Origin of the sequence: Carnobacterium mobile DSM 4848 (assembly GCF_000744825.1) — a bacterium.
Classification (GTDB): domain Bacteria; phylum Bacillota; class Bacilli; order Lactobacillales; family Carnobacteriaceae; genus Carnobacterium_A; species Carnobacterium_A mobile.
In genome coordinates, this window is sequence record NZ_JQMR01000001.1 from 961,172 (window position 1) to 981,678 (window position 20,507).

Annotated in this window: 16 protein-coding genes; all 16 read right to left on the reverse strand. The window is 37.0% G+C overall.

The features are described from left to right. Nucleotides 1-24: 24 nt before the first annotated feature. Nucleotides 25-639: a Holliday junction branch migration protein RuvA gene (ruvA, locus tag BR87_RS04345; protein ID WP_035029162.1), complete on the reverse strand. Its 615-nt coding sequence runs from the start codon at nucleotides 637-639 to the stop codon at nucleotides 25-27. A 209-nt stretch (nucleotides 640-848) separates the two neighbouring features. Then, nucleotides 849-1,286 (reverse strand): peptide-methionine (R)-S-oxide reductase MsrB, encoded by a 438-nt coding sequence (gene msrB / locus BR87_RS04350; protein WP_035029164.1) that lies wholly within the window; start codon nucleotides 1,284-1,286, stop codon nucleotides 849-851. A 184-nt stretch (nucleotides 1,287-1,470) separates the two neighbouring features. Next, complete coding sequence (gene mutL, locus BR87_RS04355) at nucleotides 1,471-3,423, reverse strand: DNA mismatch repair endonuclease MutL (RefSeq protein WP_035029166.1); 1,953 nt, start codon at nucleotides 3,421-3,423, stop codon at nucleotides 1,471-1,473. Nucleotides 3,424-3,471: 48 nt separating this feature from the next. Next, complete coding sequence (gene mutS, locus BR87_RS04360) at nucleotides 3,472-6,093, reverse strand: DNA mismatch repair protein MutS (protein ID WP_035029168.1); 2,622 nt, start codon at nucleotides 6,091-6,093, stop codon at nucleotides 3,472-3,474. Nucleotides 6,094-6,149: 56 nt separating this feature from the next. Further along, nucleotides 6,150-6,953: a TIGR00282 family metallophosphoesterase gene (locus BR87_RS04365; RefSeq protein ID WP_035029169.1), complete on the reverse strand. Its 804-nt coding sequence runs from the start codon at nucleotides 6,951-6,953 to the stop codon at nucleotides 6,150-6,152. Between the two features lie 125 nt (nucleotides 6,954-7,078). Beyond that, a complete protein-coding gene (gene rny / locus BR87_RS04370) occupies nucleotides 7,079-8,638 on the reverse strand; it encodes a ribonuclease Y (protein WP_035029172.1) in 1,560 nt (519 codons plus the stop codon). Nucleotides 8,639-9,008: 370 nt separating this feature from the next. Beyond that, nucleotides 9,009-10,082, reverse strand: coding sequence for a recombinase RecA (recA, locus tag BR87_RS04375; RefSeq protein ID WP_035029175.1), 1,074 nt, complete (start codon nucleotides 10,080-10,082; stop codon nucleotides 9,009-9,011). 132 nt (nucleotides 10,083-10,214) lie between these two features. Then, a complete protein-coding gene (locus tag BR87_RS04380; RefSeq protein WP_035029178.1) occupies nucleotides 10,215-11,489 on the reverse strand; it encodes a competence/damage-inducible protein A in 1,275 nt (424 codons plus the stop codon). 179 nt (nucleotides 11,490-11,668) lie between these two features. Then, on the reverse strand, nucleotides 11,669-12,250 hold the full coding sequence (pgsA, locus tag BR87_RS04385; RefSeq protein WP_035032797.1) for a CDP-diacylglycerol--glycerol-3-phosphate 3-phosphatidyltransferase: 582 nt from the start codon (nucleotides 12,248-12,250) through the stop codon (nucleotides 11,669-11,671). Between the two features lie 88 nt (nucleotides 12,251-12,338). Further along, the gene (locus BR87_RS04390) at nucleotides 12,339-13,205 is read right to left on the reverse strand and encodes a helix-turn-helix domain-containing protein (RefSeq protein WP_035029181.1); all 867 of its coding nucleotides are present in this window, start codon (nucleotides 13,203-13,205) and stop codon (nucleotides 12,339-12,341) included. A 154-nt stretch (nucleotides 13,206-13,359) separates the two neighbouring features. Then, entirely contained in the window at nucleotides 13,360-14,085 is a 726-nt protein-coding gene (ymfI, locus tag BR87_RS04395; RefSeq protein WP_035029184.1) for an elongation factor P 5-aminopentanone reductase, read from the reverse strand. Beyond that, nucleotides 14,082-15,383, reverse strand: a complete 1,302-nt coding sequence (gene yfmH, locus BR87_RS04400; protein WP_035029187.1) for an EF-P 5-aminopentanol modification-associated protein YfmH — start codon at nucleotides 15,381-15,383, stop codon at nucleotides 14,082-14,084. The genes ymfI and yfmH overlap by 4 nt, the downstream gene beginning before the upstream one ends. Then, the gene (gene yfmF, locus BR87_RS04405) at nucleotides 15,383-16,645 is read right to left on the reverse strand and encodes an EF-P 5-aminopentanol modification-associated protein YfmF (RefSeq protein WP_035029190.1); all 1,263 of its coding nucleotides are present in this window, start codon (nucleotides 16,643-16,645) and stop codon (nucleotides 15,383-15,385) included. Before yfmF ends, yfmH begins: the two co-directional genes overlap by 1 nt. A gap of 131 nt (nucleotides 16,646-16,776) precedes the next feature. After that, nucleotides 16,777-17,736: an ABC transporter permease gene (locus BR87_RS04410; RefSeq protein ID WP_035029193.1), complete on the reverse strand. Its 960-nt coding sequence runs from the start codon at nucleotides 17,734-17,736 to the stop codon at nucleotides 16,777-16,779. A gap of 1 nt (nucleotide 17,737) precedes the next feature. Next, nucleotides 17,738-18,805, reverse strand: coding sequence for an ABC transporter permease (locus tag BR87_RS04415; RefSeq protein ID WP_035029196.1), 1,068 nt, complete (start codon nucleotides 18,803-18,805; stop codon nucleotides 17,738-17,740). Continuing rightward, complete coding sequence (locus BR87_RS04420; protein ID WP_425304605.1) at nucleotides 18,795-20,342, reverse strand: ABC transporter ATP-binding protein; 1,548 nt, start codon at nucleotides 20,340-20,342, stop codon at nucleotides 18,795-18,797. Before BR87_RS04420 ends, BR87_RS04415 begins: the two co-directional genes overlap by 11 nt. Nucleotides 20,343-20,507 lie beyond the last annotated feature (165 nt).

Below are 20,507 nucleotides of genomic sequence, written 5' to 3' on the forward strand. Positions count from 1 at the left end.
TCACCTCTTTTATGAATGAGTCATTTATTTTTTCATCAATAAGCGTAATGCTTCTCTTAAATATGCATCTGTTGTTTCTTTGTTCAGCTTCCGGATATCCGGTTCAATTTTTTTAATTTCTCTTGCACTATACCCAAGAGCCGCTAAAGCTTCTATGGCTTCATTGACTGGCCCATGATTCGTAGATAAGGACAGTTCTTGTTGGACAGATCCTTCAACAGAAGTACTTACGCCTTCTAATTCATCCAACTTTCCTTTTAAATCCAAAATAATTTGAGCGGCGGTTTTTTTCCCGACTCCTGGAAACTTTGTTAAGTAAGAAACATCTTCACTTTCAATCGCTTGGATCAATCCAGAATGATCATCATTTGCTAAAATGGCTAATCCGCTTTTTGGGCCGATACCTGAAACACTGATTAATTTTAAATAAAGTTGTTTTTCATTATAATCTTTAAAGCCATACAAAGTGATTGCATCTTCCCGAACAGCTTGATGAACATAGATTGTTACTTCTTTATTCAATTTATTAGAAAAGCGGAAAGGGTTGGCCATATACAATAAATAGCCGATGCTGCTTGCTTCAATTACTACATAAGCAGGGCCGACAAAAGTAACCGTTCCTTTGATATATTCATACATATTTTATGCTCCATTCGTTCTTTTAACTAAAGTTGCTGAACAGCACACTTGTTCCCTAATGTATTTTAACATATCTGACCGTTTAAAAGGAAGCCCTGAAAGAATTCGTTCATTTTCTTTTATAGCCGCTTTTTTGGCTATTCTAAATAAAAACACCCTCTACTCGTTTTAACGAGAGAGGATGTAGAAAATAAACTATTTTTTAGCGTTTAGGCGAATAACTTAAGGTAAGTGCCATACCCTTCTTCTTCCAGTTTTTCTTTTGGAACGAAACGTAGAGCAGCTGAATTGATACAATAACGCAATCCGCCAGCTTCTGAAGGGCCATCGTTGAAAACATGACCTAAATGAGAATCTGCATTTTGGCTGCGTACTTCTGTCCGGATCATTCCAAACTTACGATCTTTTTTTTCAATAATTTCTTTGGAATCAATCGGTTTTGTAAAAGAGGGCCAGCCACACCCAGCATCATACTTATCTGTCGAAGAAAATAGCGGTTCTCCGCTGACTACATCTACAAAAATACCATCATCATAAAAAGCATCGTATTCTCCAGTAAAAGGACGTTCCGTTGCTTCGTTTTGCGTGACTTCATATTGAATTGGGGTTAATTTCTGTTTCAATTCTTCTTTTTTTAGTTTTTCCATTTTAATTCTCCTATCTTTTTTTGGAAACTCATAAAAATAGTAACGTATGGGCCAAGTTTTTCTTTATTCTTCTACTTGTCTGCAAGCAATTCAACAAATCCATTCTTATTTTATGCCTAACTTTAGTTTAGTCCATTTAATTACGGGTTTCAACTTATTCGTTTTGGCGTACCGCTTTCTTCGTTTAATGAGGGTCTTGGATACGTTTAAACATTCTTTCCATATCTTTATTCGTAAATTGAATCAATACGGGACGCCCATGCGGACAATTATAAGGATTTTCAGTTTTTGCCAAATCTGCTAGCAACATGCGAGCTTCTGCATCATTTAAATGATGATTTGCTTTAATCGAGCCTTTGCAGCTCATCATGATAGCTGTCGCTTCGCGAAATTTAGCAACACTGACTTTGCCTTGTTCTAATAATAAATCAATCATCTCTTTAACAATTTGTTCTTCTTCACCATGGTTAAACCAAACTGGGTGGCTTCTCAAGAGAAAACTATTTTGTCCAAAAGGTTCTAAAAAAATACCGATCTCTTCTAAAGCTTGCTGATTTTCTTTGATTTTTATCGCATCGTTATTGGGATAATCTAACAGGATCGGTACCAATAATTCTTGCCGGTCTGTGCTGACTTCGCCAATTTTTTTACGGAAGTATTCGTATTTTATTCGCTCTTGTGCAGCATGCTGGTCCAGAATATATAACCCGTCTTCATGTTGAGCAAATAAATATGTGCCATGCATCTGCCCAATATAATCCAATAACGGAAGGTGACCTTTTGATAGATCGGCTTGTTTTTCTGTTGCCAGCATCTTTTCGGCCATCTGCAAATAAGGAGCTTGGTGATCAGAAACAGGACTATTTTCTGTATTAATAGGACTTTCAAAAGCTGGTTTATTCAGCATAGGTTCTCTTTTTTCAAAATTGGGGTTCATCTGTTCACTATTCTTTTCTGCTTGTTCTTGGAAAGGAGCAGATAAACTGTTTACTGGTTTTGAAAAATAGTGAGGACGTAAAGGTGTACTTGGTTCTTTTACTTCCTCCACAGATGTTGGACTTGAAAAATCTAATTGTGTTTGTTCTAGTTGCTCTGCAGATTGCTTTATTTTGTTCTTGAAATTAAGATTTCCCAAAGCTTCAGGAATCAATTGTTCATTGCTTAGACAGTCATTGATCGCTGTTTCTATCAATTCCATTAATTCTTTTTCTTTACTGATGCGGACTTCTTGCTTCGTAGGATGGACATTGACGTCCATCAACAAAGGATCAGCTGTAATCTCTATAACCGCAAGAGGGAAACGACCGACCATCAATTTCGAACGGTAACCCGCAATAATAGCTTTATTGAGCAGATAATTTTTAATGTAGCGACCATTGATGATAATAGAAATATAATTACGGTTCGCTCTTGTCACTTCCGGTAAAGAAATAAAACCAGAAATTCTAAAATCTAAATCCTCTTTTTCAATTTTTCGCATTTTTTTGGCTGTTGCTACGCCATAAATACCGGCTAAGGTTTGTTTTAAGTCACCATTTCCAGCAGTGCGCAATAATTGATTGCCATCATGGACTAATCGAAAAGCTACATTTGGATGACTGATGGCCATTCGATTAACAATATCAGATACATTTGAAAGTTCCGTTTGAATGGTTTTAACGTATTTTAGACGAGCAGGCGTATTGAAAAACAAATTTTCAACCGTCAATATCGTTCCCTTTCTTGCTTGGCTTGGCCGTTCTTCTATCACTTGACCACCTTTTAAATAAACGAACGTCCCTTTTTGATCGCCTGTAGAAGTTTCTAAAGTAATTTCTGAAACAGAGGCGATACTCGGCAAAGCTTCTCCTCGAAAACCTAAAGTTCGGATTCGAAATAAATCATCTCGTGAATAAATTTTACTAGTCGCATGCCGTTTAAAAGCATTCAATACTTCTGCTGGATCAATTCCTTCTCCGTTATCGATGATTTTGATTTTTTTAAGTCCAGCTTCTTCAATCAAAATTTCGATTTGCGTGCTTCCAGCATCAAGAGCATTTTCAACCAATTCTTTTACAACAGAAGCTGGACGCTCAATTACTTCTCCTGCTGCAATTTGATTAGCTAGTATTTCCGAAAGTTCTTGAATTCTCGCCATTTCTCTACCCCTTTCTACTCTAACTCTACGTTAGTTATTTTTAACAGTTTATTTCAACTGTTGCTGAAGCTCATGTAATACATTTAAAGCCTCTAAAGGACTCATAGTCAGTAGATTTAATTCATTCAATGCCTTTAGGATGGAAGATTCATTTTCATCTGCCATTCCAAATAAAGATAACTGTCCTGCCGCTTCTTCTGCAACAGCCGTTTCTTTTTCTGTCGTTCTTTTTTTATTGGTTTGAAACTCTTCTGTTTGAACTGTTGTTTCTAAAACAATTTCTTCTTTTTGTTCCAAGCGATCTAAAATAACAGCTGCTCTAGACAGCAAATCATCTGGCAATCCTGCTAACTTTGCTACATGGATCCCATAACTTTTATCAGCTGGTCCTGGCAACATTTTGTGTAAAAAAATCAATTCTCCGTTTTCTTCAATAGCTCCTACATGTGTATTAACTAATCCTGTTAATTCTTCATCAAGCACTGTCAATTCATGGTAATGAGTAGAAAACAAGGTTTTGGCGTGGACATGGTCATGAATGTATTCAATAATCGCTTCAGCTAAAGCCATGCCATCAAAAGTAGCTGTTCCACGGCCAATTTCATCAAATAGTATTAAACTATGAGGAGTCGCATGTCGTAAAGCTTGATTAGCCTCCATCATTTCTACCATAAACGTACTTTGTCCAGAGATTAAATCATCCGCAGCACCTATACGAGTGAATATTTGATCGAAAATAGGTAATTTGGCGGACTCGGCCGGTACAAAGCAGCCCATTTGAGCCATAATAACTGTTAAAGCCAATTGGCGCATATACGTGCTTTTACCAGACATATTTGGACCAGTAATCAGCATAATTTCTGTTTTCTCATCCATTTCAACGCTATTCGGTACATAAGTTTGTTGTCCCAGTACTTTTTCAACTACTGGATGCCGCCCGTCTATCAAGGTAAGTTCTTGACTGCCGTATGCTAATTCTGGGCGCACATAATGGTGTTTCTCACTCACTGTCGCAAAACTTTGCAGCACGTCAATTGTAGCTACTGTTTTGGCTAACAATTGTACCCGTTCAATGTAGTGCTTAACGGTTTCTCTAACCTCAGTGAATAAAGAGTACTCTAATGCCAAGGACTTTTCTTCTGCTTCTAAGATAAGCGTTTCTTTTTCTTTTAGCTCTGGCGTAATAAAACGTTCAGCATTAGCCAGAGTTTGTTTGCGTTCATACAGACCTTCTGGCAAATTAGCCAGATTTGATTTCGTGATTTCAATATAATAGCCGAATACACGATTATACCCAATTTTTAATGTCTTGATTCCTGTTTTTTCCCGTTCTTGAGCTTCTAACTGAGTAATCCAACGTTTGCCATTACGCATAGCGTCACGATACTGATCCAGTTGTCTATCAAATCCGTCTTTGATAACATTGCCTTCTTTCAATGATAAGGGCGTATTTTCATCAACCGCCTGCTCAATTAAGTCTACAACTTCTGGTACAGTATCTAAATGAGATAACAGTTCATCCCATTCCCCTTTATTCATTAAGGCAATCCTATCTTTCAATACAGGAATTTGAGATAAGGATGTTTTTAATTGAATCAAATCACGGCCATTTACATTTCCAAAGGCTACTCTTCCAGCTAAACGTTCTAAATCATACACTTGAGTTAGTGCTTCGTTTAAATCGATTCGTTCAAAAAAATGATTGATTAAACTTTCTACGACATCTTGGCGTGCTTTGATCCTTGCTTCTTGGATTAAAGGACGATCAATCCACTGTTTCAATAAGCGGCCGCCCATTGCTGTTTTGGTTTCATCCAACAACCAAAGCAAGGTGCCTTTTTTTTGTCCTGATCGAATAGAAGACACTAATTCTAAATTGTGTTTAGAATAATGATCCATTTTTAAATAATTAGCAGGAGTATAAACTTCAGCTTTTTGTAAATGGGCTAAACTTCTTTTTTGCGTCATGGTTAAGTACAACAATAGAATTTTTAAAGCTGAAAGAATCTCCATATTTTCTACATCACTAGATAAATAAGCAAATTCAGCAATTTCTTCTCCAGCTTTTTGGGTAGAAACCATAACCCCCAGTTTTGTTTGCAGATCTGATTGTAATTCAAGGTGTTTCGCTTCTTCGAAAACGACTTCTTTTGTTTTTAAACTACTCAGTTCATTGATGACCTCTTCTACCGAAGATAATTGAGCAGCTTTTAATTCTCCAGTACTTAAATCCGCATAAGCTAAATTAAAGCGCTGCTCGCCAGTTATAGAAAGAGCAGCTAAATAGTTATTGGATTTTGCATCAATATTTTTAGACTCTATCGCTGTCCCAGGTGTAATCAATTGAACAACTTCTCGCTTGACCATCCCCTTAGCGGTCTTCGGATCTTCTACTTGTTCGCATATTGCGACTTTGTAGCCTTTTTCAATCAAAATATCGATATAGCCTCTTGCTGCGTGATAAGGAACACCGCACATCGGGATCGGATTTTCTGCATTCCGATTCCGGCTGGTCAATGTAACTTCTAATAATTGTGAAGCTTTAATTGCATCCTCATTGAACAACTCATAAAAATCACCCAAACGGTAAAATAAAAAAGCGTCTGGATATTGTTCTTTAATTCCTAAGTATTGCACCATCATTGGGGTAGGTTGAATTTTTTGCGTCATATAGATCCCCTTCTTTATGTTTCTTGATTCGAAATGAATGTATCTTCCTCACTTGTTTAAAAGCTGCTCCCAAAAGGGCGGTCATCGTTAATCACGATATTCTCGATTTTTTTCGCAGCTCCTGTTGCATCATCAATTTCAATGAAACAGCCGGATAATATTTTCCGTCCTTCTTTTGGCACTTCAAATCGTGTAGGCATTTGAGTCAAGAAGCGATTTATAACAGCTTCTCGTTTCATTCCTAAAATTTCATCATAAGGACCCGTCATACCAGCATCAGTCAAATAAGCTGTTCCAGCAGGTAATATACGTGCATCATTAGTTTGTACATGTGTATGAGTCCCAACGACTGCGGACACACGCCCATCAAGATACCAGCCCATCGCTTGTTTTTCACTCGTCGTTTCAGCGTGGAAATCAACAAAAACTAAAGGAGTCCGTTGACTGACCTCTTCAAGTAACTCATCTGCTTTTCTAAAAGGATCGTCAACATCCGACATAAATGTCCGGCCATGTAAATTGATAACCGCCAACTCCAATTGATTGACTTTAATAAATGCCAATCCTTTGCCAGGAGTACCTTCCGGATAATTAGCTGGTCGTATCATTTTTTTAGCGTCTCCAATAAACTCAAAAATTTCACGATTATCCCATGTGTGATTTCCCATCGTTACCACATCGACTCCATCTTGCAAAAAGGTTTTATAAATTTTTTCTGTAATGCCGCGCCCAGCTGCTGCATTTTCACCATTTAAGATCGTTACTTGCGGTTTATATTTTTGTTTTAATTTTTGCAAATGATCATGGACCATTTCTCTTCCCATTGATCCAACGACATCTCCGATAAATAATAATTTCATTTTTTGTTGCCTCTTCTCTAAATAGTTGCTTTCACTTTATTTTAACAATAAACGGGTATAAAGAAAAGCAGCGTAAAAAAATACGGAACAAATGATAATCATTTGTTCCGCTTTTTTACTTCACGTTATTTTGCGTATTCAATTGCACGTGTTTCACGAATAACCGTTACTTTAATATGGCCTGGATAATCTAATTCATTTTCAATTAAATTACGCACATCTCGTGCTAAAGTGACCGCTTCTAAATCATCTACTTTATCCGGTTTAACCATAATTCTGATTTCGCGTCCCGCTTGGATAGCATAACTTTGTTCCACACCTTCAAAACTGTTGGAGATGCTTTCTAATTTTTCAAGACGATGAATATAATTTTCAAGTGATTCACTTCTTGCCCCTGGTCTTGCAGCAGACAAGGCATCAGCAGCTGCTACTAAAACAGATATGACTGATGTAGCTTCTATGTCTCCATGATGAGAGGCAATTGCATTTATAACGGTCGCATTTTCTTTATAACGCATAGCGATTTCTGCGCCAATTTCTACATGAGAGCCTTCTACTTCGTGGTCTAAAGCTTTACCAATATCATGCAGCAGTCCTGCTCGTTTAGCTAATACAACATCTTCGCCTAATTCAGCAGCCAGTACTCCAGCTAATTTTGCAACTTCTATTGAATGTTGCAACACATTTTGACCATAACTTGTTCTGAAACGCAACCGTCCCAAAATTTTAATGATATCTGGGTGAATCGAATGGACTCCTACTTCAAAGGTTGCTTGTTCACCTATTTCGCGTATTCGTTCGTCCATTTCTTTACGTGATTTTTCAACCATTTCTTCAATACGAGCAGGATGAATTCGCCCATCTTGAATCAATTTTTCAAGTGTCATCCGAGCAATTTCACGACGGATAGGATCAAACCCACTTAAAATCACAGCTTCCGGTGTATCATCAATAATCAGATCAATTCCGGTCAGTGTTTCTAAAGCACGAATATTGCGGCCTTCTCTTCCAATGATCCGGCCTTTCATTTCATCATTCGGTAAAGCTACTACAGATACAGTTGATTCAGAGACTTGATCTGCTGCACTTCTTTGAATTGCTAAAGCAATTAAATTCCGCGCACGGCGCTCACCTTCTTCTTTAGCTTTTTCTTCTGAATGTTTAACCATTACAGCAAGCTCATGTGAAAGCTCTTCTTCTGTTTCGTGGATAATAATACTTTTCGCGTCTTCACGTGAAAGTGCAGCTACATGTTCTAATTCTGCTTCTTGTTGTTCAACTAGATTTCTTGCTTTCTTCTCTAAATCGTCCAATAATTGCTGTCTTGAACCTAATTTTTCTTCTTTTGCTTCAAGTGTCCGCTCACGTTTTTCTAAGACGTCATTTTTACGGTCAATATTATCTTCTCGCTGTACTAACCGGTTTTCTTGTCTTAGAATCTCATTTCTTCTTTCTTTCAGCTCAGCTTCAATTTCAGTTCTATATTTGTAGTTTTCATCCCTCGCTTCTAACATCGCTTCCTTTTTCATGGTTTCTGCTTCTCTTTGCGCTTCATCCAATATTCCAGTTGCAGTGTTTCTAGCACCAGCCAATTCTTTTTCATGTTTTGATTTGCGGATGGCATATCCTACAAAAAGACCGACAATTAAAGTAACGATAGCGAAGGCTATACTGTTAAAATTCATTCTTCCACCTCCGTATCTTCTATTTAATTTGTCATTTACTATTTACCAATTATCTGGTAGAACTGTATAATTTTTTACCAATAAAAACCTACTTGTTATCTAAGATAAAGTAATAGATAACTTAATTTTAATTGTCTGTACAAGACATGTCAACTTAATAATAACTTTTGATGCTCTTTCAGCTATTTTCATTTCATAAATGGCATGGCCCGCTTCATAAAGCGCTCTTTTTATTTTTTAAATTTTTTTATTTTTTTACCAGTCTTCTGACTAGAGCCGCACTTATTCTCGATTAGCTGCAGAAAAAAGAGTCAAAACAGTTGAACTTGTTTTGGCTCTTTGACTTTTTGCATCTGTTATTTTTTAACATTTATTTATTTTTTTCAACCAATGGTATTTCTGTTTTCTTTTCTTCAGTTTTCTTCTTCTCAGAATTTTTCGGCTCTTCCACTGGTTCTCCAATACCATAAGCTGCCCGAACTTTTTTCTCGATTTCAGCTCGCATTTCAGGATGATCTATAAAGTATTTTTTAGCATTTTCGCGTCCTTGACCAATACGCTCGCCTTCATAAGAATACCAGGCACCCGACTTATCAATGATGTCTTTTTCTGACCCCATATCTACTAATTCGCCGACTTGTGAAATTCCTTCGCCGTACATAATATCCACTTCAGCCACTCTGAAAGGCGGCGCTACTTTGTTTTTTACGACTTTGATTTTTGTACGGTTTCCCATAATATCTGTACCTTGTTTGATTTGTTCAGCCCGTCTTACTTCTAAACGAACAGTCGCATAAAATTTCAACGCACGGCCGCCCGGTGTAATTTCAGGATTTCCAAACATTACACCCACTTTTTCACGAATTTGGTTAATAAACAAAGCAATAGTTTTTGTTTTACTGATAGAACCAGATAATTTGCGCAATGCTTGTGACATTAAACGGGCTTGTAAGCCAACATGGCTGTCTCCCATTTCACCTTCAATTTCTGCACGCGGTACTAAAGCTGCTACTGAATCAATTACGACAATATCAACAGCTCCACTTGAGACTAGCGCATCTGCAATTTCTAGTCCTTGTTCACCAGTATCTGGTTGAGACAAAAGAAGTTCGTCAATATCCACTCCTAAAGCAGCTGCGTATTTAGGATCCAACGCATTTTCTGCATCGATAAATGCTGCAATACCGCCTTGTTTTTGAACTTCTGCTACAGCATGCAAGGAAACAGTTGTTTTACCTGAGCTTTCTGGTCCATACACTTCAATGATTCTTCCTCTAGGAAAACCACCTACTCCTAAAGCTACATCTAATGCTAAAGAACCACTTGGAATAGTAGAAATACGAGTGTCTACCTTTTCTCCTAATTTCATAACAGAACCTTTACCAAAGTTTTTTTCAATTTTTTTCAACGCTAAATCTAATGCTTGTTTACGATCTTCTGCCATTCTTATATCCTCCTCGAATATCTTCGATTAACTGAATTGTTTAAGTTTAATTTTATTAGTATCACAGGTTCTATCATACTTGTTTTTTGGTGAAAAAGCAAGAAAAAAGCGAACAAACATTCGGTTTATTTTTTACCCGTTTTTTGATTTTTCTCCTTCAACAGGTATCTCTATTAGTTCACGTCGGATTAAATCTAAACCGGATAAAACAGCTCTTTCCCGATTGTTGTTTCGGTCTTTCCCAAAATGAAAACAGGTGGCATACGGAGCCCTATCTTTAGGTGCCAAGCCGATCCAGACAGTTCCTGGTTGTTGACCTTCTAGTTTTGATGGACCAGCTACACCCGTGAATGAAATGCCTATATCTGTTCCAAATTTTTCTTTAACCCCTCGTGCCATCTCAATAGCGCACTGGCAGCTAACTACTCCATATGTGTCAATGACTTCTTGCGAGATACCGAGAGTTTCTTTTTTTATCCGGTTGCTGTATGTCACTAAACCACCTTCAAAATAATCAGATGCTCCTGCTACTGAGGCCAACATACTTTGGAAAGCTCCACCTGTTAAACTTTCGGCAGCGGTTAGCGTCAATTTTTTCTCTATTAATAAACGACTTACCACTTCAACTAAACGCGTATCATCGCCATAGCCATATAAAAAGCTTCCAACACGTTTTTTGATTTCGGCCTCCATATTATCCAAAAGAGAGCGGCACTCTTTCTCAGTACCTCCACTAGCCGTTAAACGTATGCTCACTTCATACTTACCAGCATAAGAAGCTACTGTTGGATTTATTTGGTTTACGATTAAATCATCTAATTGAGCAGCTAACTGTGATTCTCCAATTCCAAAAAAACGCAGCACTCTTGAAACAAGTGCATTTTCTTGGTTTGTATAAGCCAATAATAAAGGCTCGGCTTCTTGCCTAAACATCTTTTTTAACTCATGAGGCGGTCCGGGAAACAGCAAATAAAACTGTTCGTTTTGTTTAAAAAACATTCCCGCCGCTAATCCATTCGCATTTTTTAAAACAGTTGAGCCTTCGATAACCAGTGCCTGCAATTGATTGTTTTGTGTCATTGGCCTTTTCGAACGCTCGTAGAAATCAATAATGTTCTTCATAGTTGCAGGATCTACTACTAAGTCCTTTCCTAAGTGTTCTGCCAAGACCTGCTTAGTTAAATCATCTTTAGTTGGGCCTAACCCACCTATTAAAATAATTAAATCGCTTCTTTGTTCTGCATACTCTATCGTTTCTTTTAATCTTTTGGCATTATCTCCTACTACAACGTGATGGTAAACATTGATTCCTAGAGTCGCCAGTTCTTGTGATAGAAAAGCTGCATTTGTATTGACTATTTGTCCCAGTAATAGTTCTGTTCCAACTGCTATAATTTCAGCGTCCATCTTTTTTCACCTCGTTCTTAGTTAATATACGTTCGTTTACCGTTTTTTCTTTTTTTATCTCCTATACAAAAACTGCTATTTGGGTAAAGTAAGTTACATTTTCTATTTTAACATAAGACAACTTCAACTAATAAAAAAAGGAATGATTCCTTTTCGAATCATTCCTCTCTTGTATTCTATTACATTGACCCTTTAAAAACACTGCTGTTTTTAACGAAATAATCAATTCCTGAATAAATAGTAAAAAATAAACAAATGTATAACATTATATTAGCCATTGGAATACCCAATCCAGCAAACGGGAAATTATCTATCAGCAAAAAAATGATAGCTAGCATCTGTGTCATGGTTTTTATTTTTCCAGGCCAAGCTGCTGCTAATACCGTTCCGCCTTGTTCAACTAATAATAGGCGTAATCCTGTTACAGCCAATTCCCGGCAGACAATAATGGCCACAACCCATGAAGGAGCAAGTCCTTGTCCGACCAATACGATCAAAGCGGTCATAACCAACATTTTATCTGCTAATGGATCAGCAAATTTTCCAAAGTTAGTCACCAATCCTCTAGAGCGTGCAATTTGTCCATCTAACCAGTCGGTTAAACTAGCTAATGCAAAAATAATAGCCGCTACTAATTGAGTAAGTTCAATAGAAGAACCCCACATGTGCCAAACGCCCCAGTTTAATGGCATCAGAGCTACAATAACAAATAATGGGATCATAATAATTCGTATAACTGTCAGTTTATTCGGTAAATTCAAAACTTCGCCTACTTCCTTTTTCAACATGAATGAAAATAAAAATAACTTTTTTTCACCTGCTAATGTCTATTTGCTTATCTTTATTTTTTTATCCTGTCTTTTTAAATTGAAACTCGATTTTTTGCGTCACAGCATTAGCTGCTTCAGGAGCATAATCTACTTTTTTATCGTTTAATTTCACTACAGTGACAGCCGCATTTCCAACCACGATATTTACCTGTTCAGTATCAGCGGGTATATCAGCATTCATTGCATCTCCATTTGTTAATAAAACTTGATCAAGCATAACTCCATCTGCCTCGACACTTACCCAGCTGTCGCCGCCTTCTGCATTCAAAGTAATGACATTGTTAGTTGTTGCTCCTTCAACAGCATAAGTTGTTTGCGAGCCTGTTGATGAAACAACAGAGACAGTCTGCTTCTCTTCTTTTTCTTCAGAAGCAGCAGATTCTTTAGATTCAGATTCACTTGTTTTTTCTGGCTCAGAAACTGCACTTGAAACAACCACACTTTCTGTACTTTTTGTGATCATGCTTTCCGTTGTTGCTTGATTTGTTTTGATAAAGGCAAAATAAATTGCTACAGCGATTACGATAACAACCAGCAAAATAATCAATGTCGGTAGGTAGTCCCGAACTTTTGTCAGTAATTCGTTGCCCGTCTTATTTCCAGAACGCGTTTGGCTGCTGGATACTTTTTCCACATACTCTTCATCATGTGTATGAGGGACAGTATCTGTATATTCTTCCAATAATTGGTCACCATTTAAACCAACTGTATCAGCATACTGTTTAATAAACGCCCGTGCATAAAATTTACCCGGCATAACATTGTAATTGCCTTCTTCAATAGCTATTAAGTAACGTTTTTGTATTTTCGTCATTTGTTGTAAATCATCTAAAGTATATCCTTTGGCTTTTCTAGCTTCTTGCAATTTTTCGCCAATTTCGTTCATGTTAGTTTCACCTACCTGTTATCTTGTTTAGAGAGCATAAAAACCTCATATCATTATGATTATAACACACCAAAACACGTTGAAACATCTCTTTTTACTTATCCTGTTTTTTTTAAGAGACCTGGTAAAAATATTTTTTAGTTAACTAAACCGTTTATTTTAACCAGCCGCCGCTCACAATAATAGATTGACCAGTCAAATAAGCACTTCTTGATTCTAATAATTGGTGCACCCAAAAACTGATTTCTGAAATGGTCCCCATTCGTCCAACAGGAATTTCTTCTTTTAATCCCGTTAATTCTAATTCTGTAAATGCTCCATTCATTTTCGTCTCGATAGCCCCGGGAGAAATTGCATTAACTGTGATCCCTAGACTTGCTACTTCTTTACTATAGGCTTTAACAAATGCCAATTGCGCTCCTTTGGTCGTACTATAAAAAACTTCCATAGAACTTCCCGTTTCTCCATAAATCGAGCTGATAAAAACAATTCGGCCATTAGGAGAGTGAGCCAGTTTTGATTGAAGCTTTTGAATCAATAAGACAGGCGTTTTTACGTGAACAGCCCACATTTTATCCATTGTTTCTGAAGTCACTTCTGTAAGTAATTGGAAAGTTGTAAAACCACTGGAGAAAATAATCGCATCCAATTGAAAAATATTTCTAATAAATTCTGGAATTCCCGCTTCAACTGTCATATCTAAATGCAGCCCAAAAAAATCTTGTTGCGGATAAGCAGCACGGTAGGTTTGCAATTGTCTTTCCACACTTTGGTAATCCGTATGGTAATGCAAATACAACGACCAGCCGCTTGCGGCCAATTCTTCAGCAATTCCTTTGCCTATATCACCGCTTGCTCCCATTATTAATGCTGCTTTCATGCTTCGCCGTCTCCCTTAGGTAAAATGTGAAAGACACTTATGTGTTTTTCTTGCATAAACTCTTCTGCTAATACCTTTAATTGGTTCAATGTTATGCCTTCAATAATAGGCACTACGTCAAATAAAGTCGCTTCGCCATAAGCTTGTTGACTGTATTGATTAGCAATATATTCTAGCGAGTTTAGCGATTGCAGCACTTGTCCAATCATTCTTTTTTTCACTAAGGTTAACTTCTCTTCAGTTAATTCAGGACTTTCCTTTGCTGTTAACAAAATCTCTTTTATAACTGTACTGAATGCTGCAGGATCTTTAGCATCGCCACCGATATCTGCAAAATGAAAAGTGCGATCCAAACTAAAATCATATGAAAAACTATCATCAATAATTCCTTTGTCATATAACTTTAAATAATTATCAGATGTCGGTCCCACCAATAACGTCAACAATAAATCCATAGCTGTTTTATATTCCAAAGCGGCTTTTCCTTTTGGTACTGGTCCAATACCTTTAATGCCAATCATACTTTTTGCACGTTGAACTGGCATTTCAATAGAATCAAACGGTTTGATATCTGACACTGTTTCTTCTGGAAAATGGCGTTTGATTTCAACAGCCGTCGGAAATTCTTTTTTGGCCTGGTTATCTCGGATCCATTGCATCATTTCTTCTGGGTCCATTTTTCCCACAACAAACAAATTCATATTGCTTGGATGGTAAAATGTTTCATAACTTTCATATAACAAATCAGCGGTAATATCCATAATACTGTCCACTGTTCCTGCAATATCAATGTGCAAAGGGTGTTTAGGATACAGATTGCCAAGAATACCAAAAAATAAACGCCAGTCTGGTTCATCTTCATACATCTGTATCTCTTGAGCAATGATTCCTTTCTCTTTATTGACTGTTTCTTCAGTAAAATAAGGTTCTTGAACAAAATCTAATAATGTTTCTAGATTTTCCAGCACATTGCTTGTACTCGAAAACAAATAACTTGTTTGCGTAAAACTAGTAAAAGCATTTGCTGATGCTCCGAGTTTTCCAAAGATATTAAAAATATCCCCATCTTCTTTTTCAAACATTTTATGTTCTAAAAAATGGGCAATCCCATCTGGAACCCGAATCATTTCTTTTTTTCCAAGCGGAACAAATTGATTGTCTATTGAACCGTATTTAGTAGTGAATAATCCATATGTTTTATGAAATCCATTTTTAGGCAGTAAAGTAACCGATAATCCATTCGATAATGTTTCTGTATATAAGGTTTCATCTAATTGCTCATAATTTTTTTTCTCCATTACTTAACCTCCCCCGATAAGAAAAACGCAGCTTTTAATTTCACATGATTGGCAACATCTATAATATCCTCTTTTGTTACTTTATCAATATTAGCCAACCAATCTTCCAAACTTATTACTTCTCCCTTAGCCAATTGATTAGCATATATGCGTTCAATGATTGCTCCAGAATTATCTTCTGATTGCAGCAATTGATTTTTCAGCATTTCTTTTGTTTGATTTATAGCTTCATCCGTAAAATTGCCGGATTGAATTTCTTTTAACTGCAGCGTAACGATTTCTTTTACTTGTTCCATTTTTTGACTGTCAATACCCGTTTGTACGATCAGCATTCCTCTAAATGTATCTAAAGAACTAGAGGCATAATAAGCTAAACTTTCTTTTTCTCTTACATTTGTAAATAATTTAGAATGAGGAAAGCCGCCAAATAAGCCATTAAACACCTGTCCAGCATAGTAGTTAGCTTGGTGGTAAAAAACATCTGTCCCATAACCTAAATTAAACTTAGCTTGAGTAATTTCTTGCCGTTCTGTTTTTAAAATGACTTCTTCAATTGGAGGCTCGCTATAAAAAGCTGTTTGTGCTAGTTTTTTTCTTACTTTAAAAGGAAACTCTTTGAATTTTTCAGCTATTTCATTCTCGTTTACATCGCCTAAAACATATAAATCGACTTGATCATTTAAGAGCATTTCTTGATAATACTCATACAATGAAGTAGCTGTGAGATCTGCTAAATCTTGTTTTGTTCCAATACTCGGAGTTTGTTGCCCTTTATCTTCAAAGAAAAGTTTCTGTAGTTCTAAACTAGCATAAGATTGTTTATCATCTGCTATAGAATCATAATAATTCACCATATTTTCTTTTTCTCGTTCAAATGTTTCTTCGTCAAAATGTCCATTTAAGACATTTGGGTGAAAAATAACTTCTTTCAAGAAAGCAATTGCCTCAGATAAAACAGAATCTCCCATAGTCAAATATTTTTCGTTCACTACATTTAAAGAAACTGTCAGAATATGAAAAGTGCCTTTTTTACTAACTGCAGTACCAAAACTAGCACCGTAAAGATGAGACAATTCGCTTCTTAAAGCTGTTTGTGTTGGGTATTTTTTACTATTCGTTTCAATTAAGCTAGATATTAACGCTCTTTTAGTGATATTTTTTTTATTTAAAGGGGCACAAAACTTTGCAACTATTCTTACCGTTTTATATTTTTTGCTTGGTAAAACATGCAAATTAACGCCTTCGGTTAATTGGATGGACATTCTTTTTCCTCCTCATTATAAAAAACAATCTATTCCTTAATCATAGATGAAAATCTTAAAAAAGTGAAGTATTGAATTCACTACAAAAAAACAATCAAGAGATTTCTCTCCCAATTGTTTTTTACACTCTTTTATTTTGATTTGATATAAGTCTTACCATTTGCTGCAGGTCCTTCTGATTTACCGATAACTCCTACCAATACGATAATCGTGATCAAATAAGGAGCGATTTGCAGCCAGACACTTGGTACATCTTGGATAAATGGGATATAGTTGCCAATTACACCTAAACTTTGTGCAAATCCGAAGAAGATCGCTGCACCCATTGCACCTAGTGGATTCCATTTACCAAAAATCATAGCTGCCATTGCGATAAATCCTTGTCCCGCAATAGTTGAGCTTGAAAAGTTCAATGAGATAGCTTGAGCTTGAATAGCTCCTCCCATTCCACCCAAGAGACCCGATAACAATACACCAGCATACTTGGTCATGTACACATTAATGCCTAAAGTATCTGCGGCTTGCGGGTGTTCCCCAACTGATCTTAACCGCAATCCAAAACGAGTCTTGAATAAAACAAACCAACATAACACGGCAATAAGAATTCCTACAAAAGCTGGTGCTGAAGTGCCTTTAAAGAAAATATCGCCAATAACGGGTATTTTTTCCAATAACGGAATATTAGCTTTTCCGAAATTTTTAGAAATAATATCTGTTTGACCACGGCCATCGTATAATACACGAGTTAAAAAGACAGCCAGAGCAGGCGCCATTAAATTAATAACTGTTCCTGAAATAATATGATCTGCTCGTAAATTGATGGTCGCAACGGCATGAATCAATGAAAAGAGAATACCTATCAAACCGCCTACGATTACTCCTATCCATGGCGTCCAATTGCCAAATTGACCCGCAAAGGACAGATTAAACACAATCGAGCCAAATGCTCCCATAACCATGATTCCTTCAAGTCCTACGTTAACGATTCCACTGCGCTCAGAAAATGTACCACCGAGTGCTGTTAAAATAAGAGGAGCCGAATAAACTAACGCTGAAGAAAAGATAAGTTGCAACACACTTATAGTATCCATCTTATTTTACTCCTCCTTTATTTACTCTAGCCCGTTTATCGATAAAGAAACGAATCAAGTAATTAGCCCCTACAAAGAAAATAATCGAAGCAATAACAATATCAACAACTTCTGTAGGTACTCCTGCCATTAATGGCATGCTGTTTCCACCGATTTTTAAAGCACCGAATAATAAAGCAGAGAATAAAATACCAACTGGACTGCCTAATCCAAGTAACGCAACGGCCATCCCATCAAACCCAATTGTCGGCATCGCTCCTTGGACGAAGATGTTTTGAAAAGTTCCCATTCCTTCCATTGCTCCGCCTAATCCGGCAAGCGCTCCACTAATCAGCATAGAAATTATAATATTGCGTTTTGTACTCATTCCGGCATATTTAGAAGCGTATGGATTTAACCCTACTGCACGAATCTCAAAACCACTGGTTGTCTTTTTCATCAAGATCCAAACGATTAACGCCATGATCAAAGCCAAAAATATTCCAGCATGTAAAGTTGAATGACTCGTTAAGTCCGATAACCATTGCCAACGCAAACTTGCTTCTTTGGGAATACGCGCAGTCGAATCTGATGCATCGGTCAACACATTCCGAATTAAATAATTTGTAGTATACAGTGCTGTATAGTTTAACATGATCGTTACAATTACTTCACTGGTATTAAAATAAGCTCGTAAAAATCCAGCAATTCCAGCCCATATTGCCCCAGCGGCAGCTCCCACTATCACGCTTAAGGTTAATAATATCATACCTGGCATTTCCGGAAATGACAGTGCGAACCAAACTGAACACAACCAGCCTAAGAGTGCTTGTCCGGCAACTCCGATATTAAAGAAGCCGGCTGTATAAGCTACTGAAAAACCAAGAGCAGTAAAAATAAGCGGTGTTGCTTGTCTTAATGTTTCTCCGATATAAAATGAATTACCAAATGATCCCTTGATCATTGATTGATAGCCAGCAATTGGGTCATAACCAAATACTAACATGATCAATGCGCCCAATAATAATCCTAAAACAACAGAAAATATTGGAACTAATATATTATTCCACTTGCCTTTATTACTTAACATGAGCCCGCTCCTTTCCGCCTTCTTGATCAGTAGCAGCTCTCGCTTTTTCAAGGGACGATCCTGCCATCAGCAACCCAAGTTCTTGTTGAGTTGTTTCTCTTGGTTTCACGAACGCGACAATCTGTCCATCATACATAACAGCAATGCGATCAGAGACATTTAAGATTTCATCTAATTCAAAGCTCATCAGTAAAACGGCTTTCCCTTTATCTCGTTGTTCGATTAAACGTTTGTGAATGTATTCAATCGCACCCACATCTAACCCACGTGTAGGCTGAGCTGCAATCAATAAAGAAGGATTACGATCGATTTCTCTGGCAATGATGGCTTTTTGTTGATTTCCGCCTGACAATGCACTGGCAGGTACCATTTCACTTTGTGTCCGTACATCAAATTCTCCAATCAATTTTTTCGCATAATTTTTGATGGCTTTAGGATTCAAGAAACCGTTCTTGCTCAGTGGTTTTTGATAGTACGTTTGCAATGCAATATTTTCTTCTAAACTCATAGGTAGGATCAACCCATATTTATGTCGGTCTTCCGGAATATGTCCTAAGCCATTTTCAGTGATTTTACGTGGCGGATTATTTTGAATTTCTTTTCCATTCAAACTAATTTTTCCACTCTCTACTTTAGCCAATCCTGTGATAGCTTGGATCAACTCGCTTTGTCCATTTCCATCTATTCCAGCAATTCCCAGCACTTCACCTGCATGTACTTCTAAACTCAGTTTCTTAACAGCTTCTAACCCGCGATCTTCTTTGACTGTGATATCTTGAACAGAAAGAACAACTTCTTTAGGCTGCGCTTCTTTTTTTTCGGTTTTAAAGGAAACTGAACGCCCTACCATCATATCTGCTAGTTCTTGTTGAGAAGTAGCAGATACATCTACTGTATCAATACTTTGTCCGCGACGAATAACAGTACACCGATTAGCCACTTGCTTAATTTCATCCAGTTTATGTGTAATTAAAATAATTGATTTTCCTTCATGCGTAAGAGCCTTCATAATTTGCATCAATTCTTTGATTTCTTGAGGAGTCAATACAGCGGTAGGCTCATCAAAAATCAAGATTTCTGCTCCACGATATAACGTTTTAAGAATTTCTACCCGTTGCTCCATTCCAACTGAGATAGATTCTACTTTTGCAGCTGGGTCTACTAATAATCCATATTTTTCCGATAAATCTTTTATTGCTTGTTTTGCTGTTTTTTTATCCAAAAAACCAGCTGTATTTGGTTCACTGCCTAAAATGATATTTTCAGTTACCGTGAACTTTTTTACCAGCATAAAATGTTGATGAACCATTCCGATTCCCAGTTTATTAGCCACACCTGGAGAATGAATCGTCACTTCTTTTCCATTCATCAGGATTTTTCCTGAAGTCGGCTCTAAAAGTCCTGATAAAATGTTCATCAAAGTAGATTTCCCTGCTCCATTTTCACCTAACAGCGCATGAATTTCACCTTTTTTTAGCTGCAAATTGATATTATCGTTCGCTTTAAAGGTACCAAATTCCTTGGTAATACCTTTCATTTCTATGACGAAATCCGTTTCCGACACGATAGACTCACTCCTTTTCACCTGCTTGAATTCATTATCCATTATACGTTATTTACTAACAAGGAGCTACAGAGAATTTTCTTTTTATTCTAATCGTAAATCCAGCGCTTTCACTTTTTTCATTTTTTAAGCTGCTCC